At 70.2% G+C, this 13,548-nt stretch carries 15 protein-coding genes; 8 read left to right on the top strand and 7 right to left on the bottom strand.

All coding sequences use genetic code 11. From position 1 onward, the window contains the following. Positions 1-119 precede the first annotated feature (119 nt). The 4 genes from OG828_RS19810 to OG828_RS19795 are packed head-to-tail and all read left to right on the top strand — an operon-like array spanning position 120 to position 2,920. Positions 120-611, top strand: a complete 492-nt coding sequence (locus tag OG828_RS19810) for a phosphatase PAP2 family protein (protein ID WP_328504902.1) — start codon at positions 120-122, stop codon at positions 609-611. Further along, positions 604-1,590 carry a decaprenyl-phosphate phosphoribosyltransferase gene (locus tag OG828_RS19805; RefSeq protein WP_328501874.1) on the top strand — a complete coding sequence of 329 codons (987 nt, stop codon included), beginning with the start codon at positions 604-606 and terminating at the stop codon, positions 1,588-1,590. Before OG828_RS19810 ends, OG828_RS19805 begins: the two co-directional genes overlap by 8 nt. Then, positions 1,584-2,015: a GtrA family protein gene (locus OG828_RS19800; protein ID WP_443060282.1), complete on the top strand. Its 432-nt coding sequence runs from the start codon at positions 1,584-1,586 to the stop codon at positions 2,013-2,015. Before OG828_RS19805 ends, OG828_RS19800 begins: the two co-directional genes overlap by 7 nt. Continuing rightward, positions 2,003-2,920, top strand: a complete 918-nt coding sequence (locus OG828_RS19795; protein WP_328438892.1) for a YihY/virulence factor BrkB family protein — start codon at positions 2,003-2,005, stop codon at positions 2,918-2,920. Before OG828_RS19800 ends, OG828_RS19795 begins: the two co-directional genes overlap by 13 nt. On the opposite strand, the gene OG828_RS19790 is transcribed toward OG828_RS19795, so the two are convergent. Then, positions 2,868-4,154 (bottom strand): D-alanyl-D-alanine carboxypeptidase family protein, encoded by a 1,287-nt coding sequence (locus OG828_RS19790; RefSeq protein ID WP_328501873.1) that lies wholly within the window; start codon positions 4,152-4,154, stop codon positions 2,868-2,870. The genes OG828_RS19795 and OG828_RS19790 overlap by 53 nt on opposite strands. A gap of 91 nt (positions 4,155-4,245) precedes the next feature. Here OG828_RS19790 and OG828_RS19785 point away from each other — a divergent pair, with 91 nt between their 5' ends. From OG828_RS19785 to OG828_RS19775, 3 genes are all read left to right on the top strand, one after another. Next, entirely contained in the window at positions 4,246-4,488 is a 243-nt protein-coding gene (locus OG828_RS19785; protein WP_210578149.1) for an SCO4848 family membrane protein, read from the top strand. A 45-nt stretch (positions 4,489-4,533) separates the two neighbouring features. Then, a complete protein-coding gene (locus tag OG828_RS19780) occupies positions 4,534-5,793 on the top strand; it encodes a metallophosphoesterase (protein WP_328501872.1) in 1,260 nt (419 codons plus the stop codon). A gap of 192 nt (positions 5,794-5,985) precedes the next feature. Beyond that, a complete protein-coding gene (locus OG828_RS19775; RefSeq protein ID WP_328358358.1) occupies positions 5,986-6,387 on the top strand; it encodes an ATP-binding protein in 402 nt (133 codons plus the stop codon). Positions 6,388-6,390: 3 nt separating this feature from the next. On the opposite strand, the gene OG828_RS19770 is transcribed toward OG828_RS19775, so the two are convergent. Then, positions 6,391-7,851 (bottom strand): sensor histidine kinase, encoded by a 1,461-nt coding sequence (locus OG828_RS19770; protein WP_328438889.1) that lies wholly within the window; start codon positions 7,849-7,851, stop codon positions 6,391-6,393. Continuing rightward, positions 7,848-8,537, bottom strand: a complete 690-nt coding sequence (locus OG828_RS19765; RefSeq protein WP_210578125.1) for a response regulator transcription factor — start codon at positions 8,535-8,537, stop codon at positions 7,848-7,850. Before OG828_RS19765 ends, OG828_RS19770 begins: the two co-directional genes overlap by 4 nt. Before the next feature lie 169 nt (positions 8,538-8,706). On the opposite strand from OG828_RS19765, the gene OG828_RS19760 reads away from it, so the two are divergent. Beyond that, positions 8,707-11,109, top strand: coding sequence for an MMPL family transporter (locus OG828_RS19760; RefSeq protein WP_328504901.1), 2,403 nt, complete (start codon positions 8,707-8,709; stop codon positions 11,107-11,109). Here OG828_RS19760 and OG828_RS19755 read toward each other — a convergent pair. The 4 genes from OG828_RS19755 to OG828_RS19740 all read right to left on the bottom strand — a co-directional run bounded on the left by OG828_RS19755 (position 11,102) and on the right by OG828_RS19740 (position 13,475). After that, entirely contained in the window at positions 11,102-11,710 is a 609-nt protein-coding gene (locus OG828_RS19755; protein WP_328438888.1) for a Uma2 family endonuclease, read from the bottom strand. The genes OG828_RS19760 and OG828_RS19755 overlap by 8 nt on opposite strands. Before the next feature lie 90 nt (positions 11,711-11,800). After that, positions 11,801-12,550 carry a TetR/AcrR family transcriptional regulator gene (locus tag OG828_RS19750; RefSeq protein WP_328358347.1) on the bottom strand — a complete coding sequence of 250 codons (750 nt, stop codon included), beginning with the start codon at positions 12,548-12,550 and terminating at the stop codon, positions 11,801-11,803. 11 nt (positions 12,551-12,561) lie between these two features. Then, on the bottom strand, positions 12,562-13,083 hold the full coding sequence (locus OG828_RS19745) for a thiol-disulfide oxidoreductase DCC family protein (protein ID WP_328501871.1): 522 nt from the start codon (positions 13,081-13,083) through the stop codon (positions 12,562-12,564). Continuing rightward, positions 13,080-13,475, bottom strand: a complete 396-nt coding sequence (locus OG828_RS19740; protein WP_210578111.1) for a hypothetical protein — start codon at positions 13,473-13,475, stop codon at positions 13,080-13,082. The genes OG828_RS19745 and OG828_RS19740 overlap by 4 nt, the downstream gene beginning before the upstream one ends. Positions 13,476-13,548: the final 73 nt, after the last annotated feature.

Below are 13,548 nucleotides of genomic sequence, written 5' to 3'. Positions count from 1 at the left end.
CCTGTTTCGTAACATTCCGTCACTCGCCGAAATGGGTGATTAATGGGATGTCGCTCAATATTGCCGTAATTCCGGCAGGGGTGGCGTGAACAGTGAGTCCAGTGGACGACTTCGACACCATGGACGACCGAATCCTTTCCGCCTTCCATGCCTGCGGTGCGGACCCGCGCGTCGCGGGCGCCGCGCGCGCCCTGTCGTGGGCGGGTGAGCACGGTGCGCTGTGGATCGCGGCGGGTCTCGCCGGTGCGGCCGTGGACGGAGCGCGGCGCGGCGCCTGGTTGCGAGGCACAGCGCTCACCGCGGGCGCGCACGTCGCCAGCATGGGCGTGAAGCGCGTCGTACGCCGTGCGCGTCCCACGCGTCTCGCGCCCCGCGTGCGCACCGCCGGCCGCCACTCCTTCCCGAGCTCGCACGCCACCTCCGCAGCCGCGGCCGCCGTCGCCTACGGCGCACTCGGCGCCCCCCTCGTCCCCCCGCTCGCCGTCGCCATGTGCCTCTCCCGCCTGGTGGCCGGCGTGCACTACCCGTCCGACGTCGCGGCGGGGGCCGCCCTCGGGGCGCTGACGGCGCGGCTCGGGGCGCGCTGGATGCGAGGGAGCAGACATGACTGAGACGGCACCTCTCAGGACCTCCGCCGACGGCACACGCCCCACCAAGGCCGCGCACTACCCGGACGGCGCGCGCCCCACCCCCAACGCGCCCCCCAGACGCACCCTCCTCCGCGGCCTCCTCACGACCGCACGCCCCAAGCAGTGGGTCAAGAACGTCCTGGTCGTCGCCGCCCCCGCCGCCGCCGGGCAGTTGCTCGTGCCCGGCGCACTCACCCGCATCGCCCTGGTCTTCGCGCTGTTCACGGCCTGCGCCGCCGCCGTCTACCTGATCAACGACGCCCGCGACGCCGACGCCGACCGCGCCCACCCCACCAAGTGCCACCGCCCCGTCGCCGCCGGCCAGGTCCCCGTACCGGTCGCGTACGCCGTCGGCGGCGCCCTCGCCGTCCTCGCGCCCCTCGCGGCGGCCCGGCTCACCACGCCCGCCGTCGCGGCGCTGCTGACCGCGTACATCGGCATGCAACTGGCCTACTGCGTCAGCCTCAAGCACGTCCTGGTCGTCGACCTCGTCGTCGTCACCACCGGGTTCCTGATGCGCGCGATGGTCGGCGGGCTCGCGCTCGACATCCCCCTGTCGCGCTGGTTCCTGATCACCACCGGCTTCGGCGCGCTGTTCATGGTGTCCGCCAAGCGCTACTCCGAAGCCGTCCAGCTGGCCGGCACAGCGGGCGCCACGCGCGCGTTGCTCACCGAATACACCACCGGCTACCTGCGTTTCGTATGGCAGCTGGCGGCCGGCGTCGCCGTCCTCGGCTACTGCCTGTGGGCCCTCGAGGAGGGCGGCGTCCCCGACACCAGCGTCCTGCCGTGGCGGCAGCTGTCCATGGTCGCCTTCATCGTGGCGATCCTCCGCTACGCCGTCTTCGCCGACCGCGGCACCGCGGGCGAACCCGAGGACGTCGTCCTCCACGACCGCGCCCTCGCACTCATCGCGCTGGCCTGGCTGGCGATGTACGGCTTGGCGGTGGCCAACTGGTGAATCTCCCGCGCGGCCGTGAACTGCTCGGATTCGGCTCAGTGGGCCTCCTCGCCTACGCCGTCGACCTCGCCCTCTTCACCTGGCTGCGCGGACCCGCCGGCATCGAACCGCTCACCGCCAAGGTGATCTCCTTCGGGGCCGGCTGCTCCGTGGCGTACGTGGGCAACGCGTTCGGCACCTACCGGGCCACCAGACCGCGCGGACTGCGCCCGTACGCCGTGTTCTTCGCGGTGAACGCCGCAGGGGCGCTCGTCCAGCTCCTGTGCCTCGCCGTCAGCCACTATGGCCTCGGCTTCACCTCGCAGCGCGCGGACACCGTGTCCGGCGCGGGAATCGGCATGGCGATCGCCACTGTCCTGCGGTTTTGGGGCACTCGGACATTGGTCTTCCGCAACGAGGGCAGAGTCGGATCATGGACTGGCTGAAAAAGCTCCCTGTCGTCGGGCCGCTGACGGCCCGATTGATGGTCACGCACGCGTGGCGGTCGTACGAGCGTCTGGACCGGGTGAAGTGGACGCGGCTGGCCGCCGCGATGACGTTCATCAGCTTCGTGGCGCTCTTCCCGCTGCTGACAGTGGCCGCCGCCGTCGCGGCGGCGACCCTCAGCGAATCCCGGCAGAACGAGCTGGAGGACAAGATCGCCGAGCAGGTGCCCGGCATCTCCGAGCAGCTCAACATCGACGGCCTGGTCGCCAACGCCGGCACCGTCGGCCTCATCGCCGGCGCCGTGCTGCTGTTCACCGGCATCGGCTGGGTCGGCTCGATGCGCGACTGTCTGCGCGCGGTGTGGGAGCTGCCCGACAGCGAGGAGAACCCGGTCCTGAGCAAGGCCAAGGACGCGGGCATCCTCGTAGGCCTCGGCGGCGCGCTCCTCGTGACGCTGGCCGCCTCCACCGTCGCCTCCGCGATGGTCGGCTGGATCACCGAGCGGATCGGCATCAAGGAGGGCGGCTGGGGCGGGGTCCTGCTGTACGTCGCCGCGTTCGCCGTCGCCGTCCTCGCGAACTTCCTCGTGCTCCTGTACGTCCTCACTCTGCTGCCCGGCGTCGAACCGTCGCGCCGCCGGCTGATGGTGGCCGCGTTGATCGGCGCGATCGGGTTCGAGCTGCTCAAGCTGCTGCTCAGCGGCTATATGCAGGGCGTGGCCGCGAAGAGCATGTACGGCGCGTTCGGCGTCCCCGTCGCCCTGCTGCTGTGGATCAACTTCACCTCGAAGCTGGTCCTGTTCTGTGCCGCGTGGACGGCGACGGGGAGCAAGGAGGAAGAGATCGCCGAGGTCACGGACGCGTCCGGCGACGTACCAGGTCAGGCAGCGGCCACCGGCGGTTGACCAGGAACGCGCCCGCCGCGAGCAGCACCAGCACCCCGCCGGTGATCGCGAACGCGACCCCGACCCCGCCGGAACCGCTCTCGGCCGCCGCGCCCGTCACGGGCTTCGCGGACGCCTCGCTGTCCCCGGCGCCACCGGCCTCACCGCCGTCGTTCGCCCCCGGCTGGGCGCCGGCCTGCGCCGCGCTCTTCGGGGGCACCAACTCGCCCACCGGCTGCACCTTCCCGGCCGCCTTGAACCCCCAGTCGAAGAGCGTGGCGGTCTCCTTGTAGACCTCGTTGGCCGCGTCCTTCTCCGGGTTCATGACGGTGACCAGCAGCACCTTGCCGTTGCGCTCGGCGACGCCGGTGAAGGTGGAGCCGGCGTTGGTGGTGTTGCCGTTCTTGACGCCCGCGATGCCCTGGTACTGGGCGAGGCCGCTGTCGCCGGTCAGCAGCCGGTTGGTGTTCTGGATCTCGAAGGTCTCGCGGACCGTCTTGCCCTTCTTGTTCTTCGTCGTCTTGCCCGGGAACTTCGCGGACACCGTGGAGCAGTACTCGCGGAAGTCCTTCTTCTGCAGCCCGGAGCGGGCGATCAGCGTCAGGTCGTACGCGGAGGAGACCTGCCCGGGGGCGTCGTAGCCGTCGGGGCTGACCACGTTCGTGTCGAGGGCTTGGAGCTCCTCGGCGTGCTCGTTCATCTCCTTGACGGTGTCCGCGACGCCGTCGTTCATCGCGGACAGCACATGCACCGCGTCGTTGCCGGAGCGCAGGAAGACGCCGAGCCACAGGTCGTGGACCGTGTACGTCTCGCCCTCCTTGATCCCGACCATGCTGGATCCGGTGCCGATGTCGGCCAGGTCGCCGGGCACCACGGTGTGCTTCATGGTCTTCGGGAACTTCGGCAGCACGGTGTCCGCGAACAGCATCTTCAGGGTGCTCGCCGGGGGCAGCCGCCAATGCGCGTTGTTCGCGGCCAGCACATCGCCCGACTCGGCGTCGGAGACGATCCACGACCGCGCGGACAGATCCTTGGGAAGCACCGGCACCCCGCTCGCGAGATTGACCTGTGCCCCCGCCTTCCCGAGCCGGGTGCCGCCCACGGCCGACATGTTCGCCGGGGGAGTGGCCGAGGGCGTCGGCTTCGGCGTCGGCTTGGGCGCCGCGAGAACCGGCGCGGCGGTCAGCGAAAGGGACAACAACGTGGCGGAAGTGACCAGCAGGGATCGCCTGGCGGTCTTCATGGGTGCGGACACGGTCGAGAACGTACCTGTCGCGGGCCGGGAAGTCCCACCGCCCGCCCCACCCCGGCGGCGGATCCGGACAGGCGGCGGCGATACTGAAGGCATGAAGCTCAGCCGCCCCGTCTCCTGGTTCCTGCTCGCCTTCGGGGTGTGGAGCTGGATCATCTGGATCACTTTCGTCAAGAACCTCGTCAAGGACGGCAGCGGGCTCGCGTTCGACGACGCGGGCGACCCGACCGCGTACTTCTGGGTGCACCTGCTGCTCGCCGTCGTTTCCTTCGTATTGGGGACGGTCGTCGGCGGCATCGGGTTGCGCGGAATTCGCGCACTGCGCCGAACGTCATAACTGACAAGCCGTACTGGACCGTCGACAACTGAGGGATACGACACCGTGGTCATCGTCTTCGCGCTCGTGGCGCTGCTCGTGCTGGGCGCGTTGGTGGCGGGCAACTGGTTCGTCTGGCGCCGCCTGTTCCGCGACACGACGCGCGGTCCGGGCCCGGTGCGGCGCACCGGCGCGGTGCTGATCGCGGGCGGCTGGACCCTGACGATCACGGCCTTCGTGGCCGAACGCTCCGGCGCCCCCTTCTGGCTCCAGCAGGTTCTGGCCTGGCCTGGCTTCCTGTGGCTGGCCCTGTCGATATATCTCCTTCTGGCCGTGCTGGCGGGTGAGGTCGTACGGCCACTGCTGCGGCGGTGGCTGGAGCGGCGGGCGTCCGCGGAAGTCGCCGTACCGCAGGCCGTACCGCAGGAGGAACCCATACCTGTGGGTGCCCCGGCCGACCCGCCCGCACCGGAGCCCGCATCCCCCGCGGCCCCGCCCGCCCCCTCCCGCCGCCTCTTCGTCTCCCGAGTCATCGGCGGTGCCGCGGCCGCGGCCGCCGTCGGCACGGTCGGGGTCGGTACGTACGGCGTCCTGAACGGTCCGAGTGTGAAGCGGGTCACCGTCCCGCTGGCGAAACTCCCGCGCGCGGCGCACGGTTTCCGGATCGCCGTCGTCAGTGACATCCACCTGAGCCCGGTCCTCGGCCGGGGCTTCGCGCAGAAGGTCGTCGACACGATCAACGCGACCCAGCCCGATCTGATCGCGGTGGTCGGCGACCTGGTGGACGGCAGCGTCAAGGACCTGGGCCCGGCGGCGGCACCTCTGGCGCAGCTGAGGGCACGGCACGGCGCGTACTTCGTCACCGGCAACCACGAGTACTTCTCCGGCGCCGAGCAGTGGGTCGAGGAGGTGCGCCGGCTCGGCCTGCGCCCACTGGAGAACGCCCGTACGGAACTGACCCACTTCGACCTCGCGGGCGTCAACGACGTCTCGGGCGAGGACGAGGGCCAAGGCCCCGACTTCGCGAAGGCCCTCGGCGACCGGGACACGGCACGCGCGTGCGTGCTCCTCGCCCACCAGCCCGTCCAGATCCACGACGCCGTCGACCACGGCGTAGACCTCCAGCTCTCCGGCCACACCCACGGCGGCCAGCTCTGGCCCGGCAACCTCATCGCCGCGGCCGCCAACCCGACCCTCGCGGGCCTGGAGCGCTACGGCGACACCCAGCTCTACGTCACCCGCGGCGCGGGCGCGTGGGGGCCGCCGACGCGGGTGGGGGCGCCGTCGGACATCACGGTGGTGGAACTGGCGTCACGCCAAGCGTGACGCTCCGCGGGATGTGCCGCGATTGGCCGTCGGTCGTCTGCGGGTCCGTTGTGGCTGGTCGCGCAGTTCCCCGCGCCCCTTCGGGGCGCTGGATCTGACGTGATCTCGTTGCCCTGTGTTGTGCACCAGCGGCGCCGGGCAGCTTCTCTACACAGCACCATGTGACGGAGGTGTGTGGGATGAGGAGCAGACGTGGTGAGACGCAACTCCTTCCGGCTGCCCCGGCATCCGGCTTCCGTCGGTCTCGCCCGGCGGAGGGTGCGGGATCATCTGACCGACTGGGGACACGGCCCGCAGGACCCGGCGCTGGCCGACGCGGTCCTGCTGGTGTCCGAGCTGGCCACCAACGTCGTACGCCATGGTCCTTTGCTGGAGCGAGAGTTCGAGGTGGCGGTGACCGCTCTCGCGGACGGTTCCTGTCTGATCGAGGTGTCGGACGAGGACCAGGCGGAGCTCCGGCCGCGGGTGGTGGGCGAGTGGGAGGAGACCGGCCGCGGACTCCATCTCGTGGAGAGCGTCGCGGCGGCATGGGGGGTGTGGAGCCGCGGCAGACACGGCAAGACCGTCTGGGCGCTGGTGACGGCCGCCTCCTAGGCGCTACGACGGTATGGGCGCCCGCACCGGCAGGGTGACCGTCACCGCCAGCCCCTCACCCGGCGCCGTCCGCACCGCCACATCGCCCCCGTGCGCCCGTACGACACCCTGCACGATCGCCATCCCCAGTCCGCTGCCCGCGCCGCCCCCGGCCCGGAAGAACCGGTCGAAGATCCGGGCCGCGTCCTCCTCGGCGAGCCCCGGTCCCTTGTCCTCGACGCGCAGCCGTACGACGCCGTCGCTCCGCTCCACGCCCAGCCGGACCGGCACATCGGCCGCCGTGTGCGTGCGTACGTTGCCCACCAGGTTGCCCAGCACCTGCCGCAGCCCCGACTCGTCGGCGCGCACCAGCAGGGAGCCGTCGGCGTCGACGCCGATCGGCCGGTCCGGCTGCTGCACCCGTAGATCCTCGGCCGCGTCGCGCACCAGGCGGCTCAGGTCGACGTTCCGGAACCGCAGTTCGGGCTGCTGGTCGAGACGGGCGAGGGTGAGCATTTCGTCGACGAGCCGCCCCATCCGGTCGGACTCCGTCATCACCCGCTCCCCGGCACGCTTCCGCTCGGCAGGATCGGTCAGCATCCCCCTGTCGAACAGCTGGAGATAGCCGCGTATCGCGGACAGCGGGGTGCGCAGCTCGTGCGAGGCGTCGGCGACGAAGCGGCGCAGCTGGGCCGCGCTGCGTTCACGGGTGAGATACGCCGACTCGACCTGGTGGAGCATGGAGTTGAGGGCGAGCCGCAGCTGTTCCACCTCCAGCGTGGCTTCCCGGCTGGACGGCACGCGCCGGGTCAGGTCCCCCTCGGCGATCGCCGACGACGTCTCCACCATGTCCTCCAGCGGCCGCATCCGGCGGCTCACACTGAGCATGGTCAGACAGGCGAGCAGCGCCAGCAGCATCGTGCCGAAGGCGAAGTCGAGCTTGAGCGCCTTGGCCATGCCTTCGTGCAGGGCCTCGGTGGAGGTGGCGATCAGCACGATCGTGCCGTCGGACAGCTTCGCCCCGACCATCCGGTACGACTCGTCCCCGACCCGCACGTCCCGCGGCCCCGTCTCGGCGGCGAGCGCGGCCGGGTCGTCCGTGGCCTCGGCGAGCGCCCGCTGCCGCTCCGTGGGCGCGAGCGGCCCGAGCGCCACGGGGCTGCCCTTGCCGTCGACGGCGACGAACACGGAGGCCGCCGTGTTGGGCAGCGCGTCGGTGTCGTCGGCGGTGAAGTTGTCGAGGGCGACGGCCACTTCGCCCAGCGACTCGATCTGCTCCATGGTGAACCCGGCGTTCTGCAGCGAGATACGCTCGCTGACCAGCTCCGAGTCCACCTTGTCGAGCAGATAGTGCCGCGCGGTCATCAGGCTCACCGCGGTCGCCATGACGATGCCGAGCGCCAGCAGCGCCACGTTCGCCAGCGTCAGCTTGGCGCGCAGCGAGTGGATCCCGCCGCGCTTGCACCGAAACCGCCCGAGCGTCATGCCAGTCCGTATCCGACGCCACGCCGGGTGGTGATCACCGGCGCGCCCAGGGCGTCCAGCTTGCGCCGCAGATAGCTGATGTAGGTCTCCACGACGGTCGACTCGGGCGGGGTGTGCTCGTACTGCCAGACGTGGCGCAGGAGTTGCTCCTTGGGGACGATCCGGCCGCCGTTGCGCACCAGGAAGCGCAGCAGGGCGTACTCGGTGGGGGTGAGCTCGACCGTCCGGCCCGCGCGGTGCACGCAGTACGTCGTCTCGTCCAGCTCCAGATCGCCGTACCGCAGTGGTGGGCGCTGCGGGAGGACGTCCGACGACCGGGTGCGCCGCAGGACCGCCGTGATGCGCGCGACGACCTCGTCGATGTTGAACGGCTTGGTGATGTAGTCGTCGCCGAAGCCGAGGGCGCCGACTATCTCGGCGGGCGAGTCGCGCGCAGTGAGGAAGACCAGCGCCAGATCGGGCCGCGCGGCCCGCAGTTGGTGGCCCAGGGCGCGGCCGTCGCCGTCCGGCAGCATGACGTCGAGCAGAGCGGCGTCCGGCCGCGTCCGCTCGGCGAGCGTGAGTGCCTCACGGACGGTGCCCGCGATCATCACCTCGAACCGGTGGTAGCGCAGCGCTATGGCGAGGACGTCCGCGATGCTCTCCTCGTCCTCGACGACCAGCACAGTGCCTGGAGCCTTCGACATGCCCCCAGTATCGGCGCGGGCACTGACAACGGGGCCCGTTCCGGTCTTTGGAGTTCCTTGAGAGTCATGGGCGGGTCATGTCCACGCACGCGTGCCGCCGCCAATCCTGTTGCCCAGGACCTGGGGGACCAACCGAACCGAGCGACGAAGGAGCTTGAGCGTGGCGGCATTGGCACGCTGGTGCTATCGGCACCGGCTGGTGGTCCTGTTGCTGTGGGTGGGGGCACTGTTCGGCGTGAGCTTCGCGGGATCGGCCGCGGGCACGGACTACGCGAACGTCTTCTCCCTGCCCAACACGGACTCCAAAAAGGCGTACGACCTGATGGAGAAGGCGTTCCCGGAGAGTTCCGGCGACACCGACACGATCGTGTGGAAGGTCGACGAGGGATCGGTTCGGGACGGGTCCGTGCAGTCCCGGATCGAGCCCGCGCTGAACGAGATCGCGGGCATGGAGGGGGTCGGCGAGGTCACCAGCCCGTACGCGGCTGAGGGCGGAGCGGCGCAGATCAGTGAGAACGGGCGGATCGCCTACGCCCAGGTCACCTTCACCGAGCAGGCGAACGCCGTGCCCAAGGAGCTGGTGGAGGACGTCGTCGACACGGCGCAGGACGCCGAACGCGACGGCCTGCAGGTGGAGTTGGGCGGTCAGGCGATCACCCGGGTCCAGGAGGCGGCCCAGGGTACGTCCGAGCTGGTCGGCGTCCTGGCGGCGGCGATCGTCCTCTTCCTCGCCTTCGGCGCGTTCTTCGCGATGCTGCTGCCGATCGTCGTGGCGGTCGTCGCGCTGGGCATCGGCCTGATGGGGACGGGACTGATCAGCCATGTCACGAACGTCCCCGATGTCGCCCCGCTGCTCGGCTCGTTGATCGGCCTGGGCGTGGGCATCGACTACGCGTTGTTCATCGTCACCCGGCACCGGCGCGGCATCCTGCGCGGGATGAAGCCGGAGGAGGCGGCAGTGAAGGCCCTCAACACCTCGGGACGTGCCGTGCTGTTCGCGGGCGGCACCGTGGTCATCGCCCTCGCCGGCATGCTGGTGATGAATCTGCGCTTCCTCGACGGCGTGGTCATCGCGACGTCCCTGACCGTCGTGCTGGGCGTGCTGGCCGCGGTCACCCTGCTGCCGGCGCTCCTCGGACTGCTCGGCATGCGGGTCCTCAGCCGCCGGCAGCGGCGTCGGCTCGCCGCGGCGGGACCGGAGCCGGAGCACGCGAGCGGGCCGGCGGCGCGCTGGTCGGCGTACGTCGAACGCCGCCCCCGCTCCACCGCCGTCGTGGCCCTCCTCGTCATGGTCGGCCTCTCGATCCCCGTCCTGTCGATCCGGCTCGGCACCTCGGACCAGGGCAACCACAAGGAGTCGACGACGACCCGGCAGGCGTACGACCTGCTCGCCGAGGGTTTCGGGCCCGGTTTCAACGGGCCGCTGCAGGTGGTGGTGGACGGCGAAGCCACGACGGGGCTCGTCTCGAGCATCGAGTCGACGGAGGGTGTGGCGGCGGTCGCCGCACTGCCGCCCGCGAACGGCGTCTCGGTGATCCAGGTGGTTCCGACCACGTCACCGCAGGATGTGGAGACCGACCGGCTGATCGACCGCCTGCGCGACGACGTCATCCCAGCGGCCGACGTCGAGGCGCACGTGGGCGGGGTGACGGCGGTGTCCAAGGACTTCGCGTCGGTGACCGCCGACCGCCTCCCGTACTTCATCGCGGCGATCATCACCCTCGGTTTCCTGCTGCTGATGGTGGCCTTCCGCTCCCTGGTGGTGCCCCTGACGGCCGCGGTGATGAACCTCGTCGCGGCGGCCGCGTCCTTCGGCGTACTCGTGGCGATCTTCCAATGGGGCTGGGGCACCGAGATCCTCGGCCTCGGCAAGGAGGGCCCGATCGCCGCCTTCCTGCCGGTGATCATGCTGTCCCTGCTCTTCGGCCTCTCGATGGACTACCAGGTGTTCCTGGTGAGCCGCATGCACGAGGAGTGGGTGCACACCAAGGACAACGCGCGTGCGGTCCGCGTGGGCCTGGCGGAGACGAGCCGCGTCATCAACTGCGCGGCCCTGATCATGATGTGCGTCTTCAGCGCCTTCATCCTCAGCGGTGAGCTGGAGGCCGCGATGGCGGGCATCGGCCTCGCCGGGGCGGTCGCCCTCGACGCCTTCATCCTCCGCACGGCCCTGGTACCGGCCGCGATGCATCTGCTCGGCAACACCAACTGGTGGTTGCCGGCCGGCCTGGAGAAGCGGCTGCCGCATCTGGCGGTGGAACCGCGTGAGGAAGAAACGGAGCCTGCCATGGAGGGTGCTGCCTCAGTCGTCCACGGCTACATCCGCACGGCCGACGGCGAGCCGGTCGGGGGCGCAGCGGTGACGCTGCTCTCGAAGGGCGGCCGTCAACTGGACCGGGTCACATCCCTGGCCGACGGCTCATACATCCTGTCCGTCCCGGCACCGGGGTCGTATCTCCTGGCGACGACTGCGGCTTCGTACGGGTCGCGGGCACGGCATGTGGTGGTGGAGGACGGGCCGTTGGTGTTCGACGTGGAGTTGGCGGAGGGGGAGGTGGACGCGGTCAATTAGCCCTCGGCTGACCGGCTTTGAGGATCTCGTCGACATCGAGGGTGACCTTGGCGCCGAGAGTGTCGGGGAGGGTGGCGATTTCGCCGGGGACGTACGGGCGATGGTTCTCGTACGTGTCCCCGGCGGGGTCGGTGAGGACGTGCAGGCGCTGGTGCTTGCGGTTGACGATGACGTAGACCGGAATCTTTGCCTGGGCGTAGGCCTTGACCTTGGCGCGCAGGTCGGCTTGCCAGTTGCTGGAGGTGACCTCTAGTACGAGGCGGAAGGCAGCCGGGTCGTAGCAGTTGTTCTCGATGAGCTGGTCGTCGATGTCGGCGTCCACCACACAGAGATCCGGGATCGCATAGTCCTCGGGGCCGTCAGGCAGCCAGACGCCGATGCCCTGGTGTACTTCGGTCTCGTCTTCGTCGAGCCCGGCGACCTCGAACGGGCGGGCCAGCTTCTTGAGCGCTCTGGCATGACCGAGGTCCGGGAGTGGGGTCACGACGATCAGCCCTTCGATGATCTCGACGCGTTGGCCCCGGAGGCGTTCCATGACGCGATTCGCCTCCGCGATCAGCGGCCTATCGTCCTGTGGCTGCTCGACGGATGCTGCGGACATCACGTGCCTCCCGTGGGCTGGTGTCGAGAGCATCATCGTAGGCAGCCCGGTCGCCCGATGTCCCCTTCGAACCCGTTCACCCGAAAGTGATCACTCGCCCCGGCGCCCCTTGCTGTCCCCCGGCTCCGTCAGCACCTTCGTCATCCCGGGAAGGAAGTCCGTGAACAGCTCATGCACCTCCCGCACCAGCGGCCGCAGCACCCGGAAGCGGGCCAGCGACACGCCGAGCGCGGTGAGCCGTGCCCCTCGCTCGGCCAGGCGATAGCTCCGCTCGCGTCCTTCGGTCCGGTCGAAGATCCAGTACAGGACGAGCCCCATCTGGGAGAGCCACATCAACTCGGGGAGGATGTCCCGCAGTTCCTCCGGGACCTTGGTCTTCGTAGCGCCGGAGAGCACCTCGCGGTGGACGGAGATGGCCTCCACGCGCGCGTGCTCCGACTCCGGGGAGAAGGGGCTGAGCGGGCTGTCGGGATCGGCGGCGTTCTTGAAGAACTGCACAGCGAACTCGTGGTACGGCTGTGCGACGTCGAGCCACGCCTTCAGGACGCCCGCGAGCCGCGCCTCCAGACCCGTCTCCCGGTCCAGGACCTCCCGGACCGCCGCCTGGTGCTCGGCGGCGATCCGGTCGTAGAAGCCCTGGATCAGGTGTTCCTTGCCGGCGAAGTAGTAGTACGCGTTGCCGACGGAGACTCCGGCCTCCTGGGCGATGGCCCGCATGGTGGTCTTGTCGTACCCCCGCTCCTGGAAGAGCCGCATCGCCGTCTCCAGGATCACCGCGCGGGTCTGCTCGGACTTGCTCGGGGTACTGCCCTCATCGGGGCCGTCGTTGTTCGCAGGCACGGAACAAGAGCCTAATCAGCGGCGCAGGCACCGCTGTCGCACCCCGGCGGATCGTAGAACCACCCGAGCTTCGGCTCGTAGGTCCATCCGTCCGCGCGGCGGTACACGCTGCCGCCCCACTGGCCCCCGCCCGTCCGGCCCCCGCCCCGCTTGGCCCCGCCCCACTGACCTCCACGCCATTTGGCGGCGGCGAGCACCGCGCCCCTCGCCAGCCTCGACCCGGTCGGGGTGCTCAGCCGATGAGCGAGCGGCCGGTGCTCGCGCAGCGCCCACAGGACGACGATCCAGGCGGCGGTGTCGCGGTAGACCTGTCCGGAGTCGCCGACGACGGTGATCTCCTCGAGAGTCGCGCGGTGATCGAGCCCGGGAAACCGCCCCCGGGCCTCCCGCGATCCCGCCGGCACCATGTCCAGCGCCACCAGCTGCGGCTGCCGTATGAGCCAGTCGCGCAGGAAGGTGCACAGGGAGCACTCGGTGTCGTACAGGACGGTGAGCCGGCGGACCGGGATCCGGTCCGCCGTATCCACCGTCATGCCTGGACCCAGTCCTGCGGCGCGACCGGCGGCACCTGCTCCCGCTCCATGACGCCCCGCCGCCGTATCCGGTTGAGCACGTACACGTTGCCCAGGTGCATGACCCCGAGCACCAGCAGTACCACGCCGACCTTGGTCGACAGGGCCTCGAAGATCCCGCGGGTGTCCGCGATCGTCCCGTCGCCGCTGAGGTAGAGCGCGACGAACCCGAGGTTGACGAGGTAGAAGCCGACCACCAGGAGGTGGTTGACGGCGTCGGCGAGCTTCTCGTTGCCCTTCAGTACATCGGCGAGGAAGATCCGCCCGTTCCGGCTGAGTGTGCGGGCCACCCAGACGGTGAGCGCGATGCTGACGAGCAGGTAGATGACGTAGGCGACGACCGTGCGGTCCATGCGCCTCCCCCTTCTTGAACGCGTTCAAAACGCTGACAGGAGAGACTGTAGACCTGCTTTTGAACGTGTTCAA

The organism is Streptomyces sp. NBC_00457, from assembly GCF_036014015.1.
In the GTDB taxonomy this organism is placed as follows: Bacteria; Actinomycetota; Actinomycetes; order Streptomycetales; family Streptomycetaceae; genus Streptomyces.
Note: the sequence above shows the minus strand (reverse complement) of the source record. Positions and strands in the feature narration are given on the sequence as shown.

Coding starts and splice junctions, on each gene's coding strand:
- OG828_RS19740 (WP_210578111.1), bottom strand. CDS start 13,475: ATGGACCGCACGGTCGTCGCCTACGTCATCTACCTGCTCGTCAGCATC.
- OG828_RS19810 (WP_328504902.1), top strand. CDS start 120: ATGGACGACCGAATCCTTTCCGCCTTCCATGCCTGCGGTGCGGACCCG.
- OG828_RS19795 (WP_328438892.1), top strand. CDS start 2,003: ATGGACTGGCTGAAAAAGCTCCCTGTCGTCGGGCCGCTGACGGCCCGA.
- OG828_RS19745 (WP_328501871.1), bottom strand. CDS start 13,083: ATGACGGTGGATACGGCGGACCGGATCCCGGTCCGCCGGCTCACCGTC.
- OG828_RS19785 (WP_210578149.1), top strand. CDS start 4,246: ATGAAGCTCAGCCGCCCCGTCTCCTGGTTCCTGCTCGCCTTCGGGGTG.
- OG828_RS19805 (WP_328501874.1), top strand. CDS start 604: ATGACTGAGACGGCACCTCTCAGGACCTCCGCCGACGGCACACGCCCC.
- OG828_RS19765 (WP_210578125.1), bottom strand. CDS start 8,537: ATGTCGAAGGCTCCAGGCACTGTGCTGGTCGTCGAGGACGAGGAGAGC.
- OG828_RS19755 (WP_328438888.1), bottom strand. CDS start 11,710: ATGTCCGCAGCATCCGTCGAGCAGCCACAGGACGATAGGCCGCTGATC.
- OG828_RS19770 (WP_328438889.1), bottom strand. CDS start 7,851: ATGACGCTCGGGCGGTTTCGGTGCAAGCGCGGCGGGATCCACTCGCTG.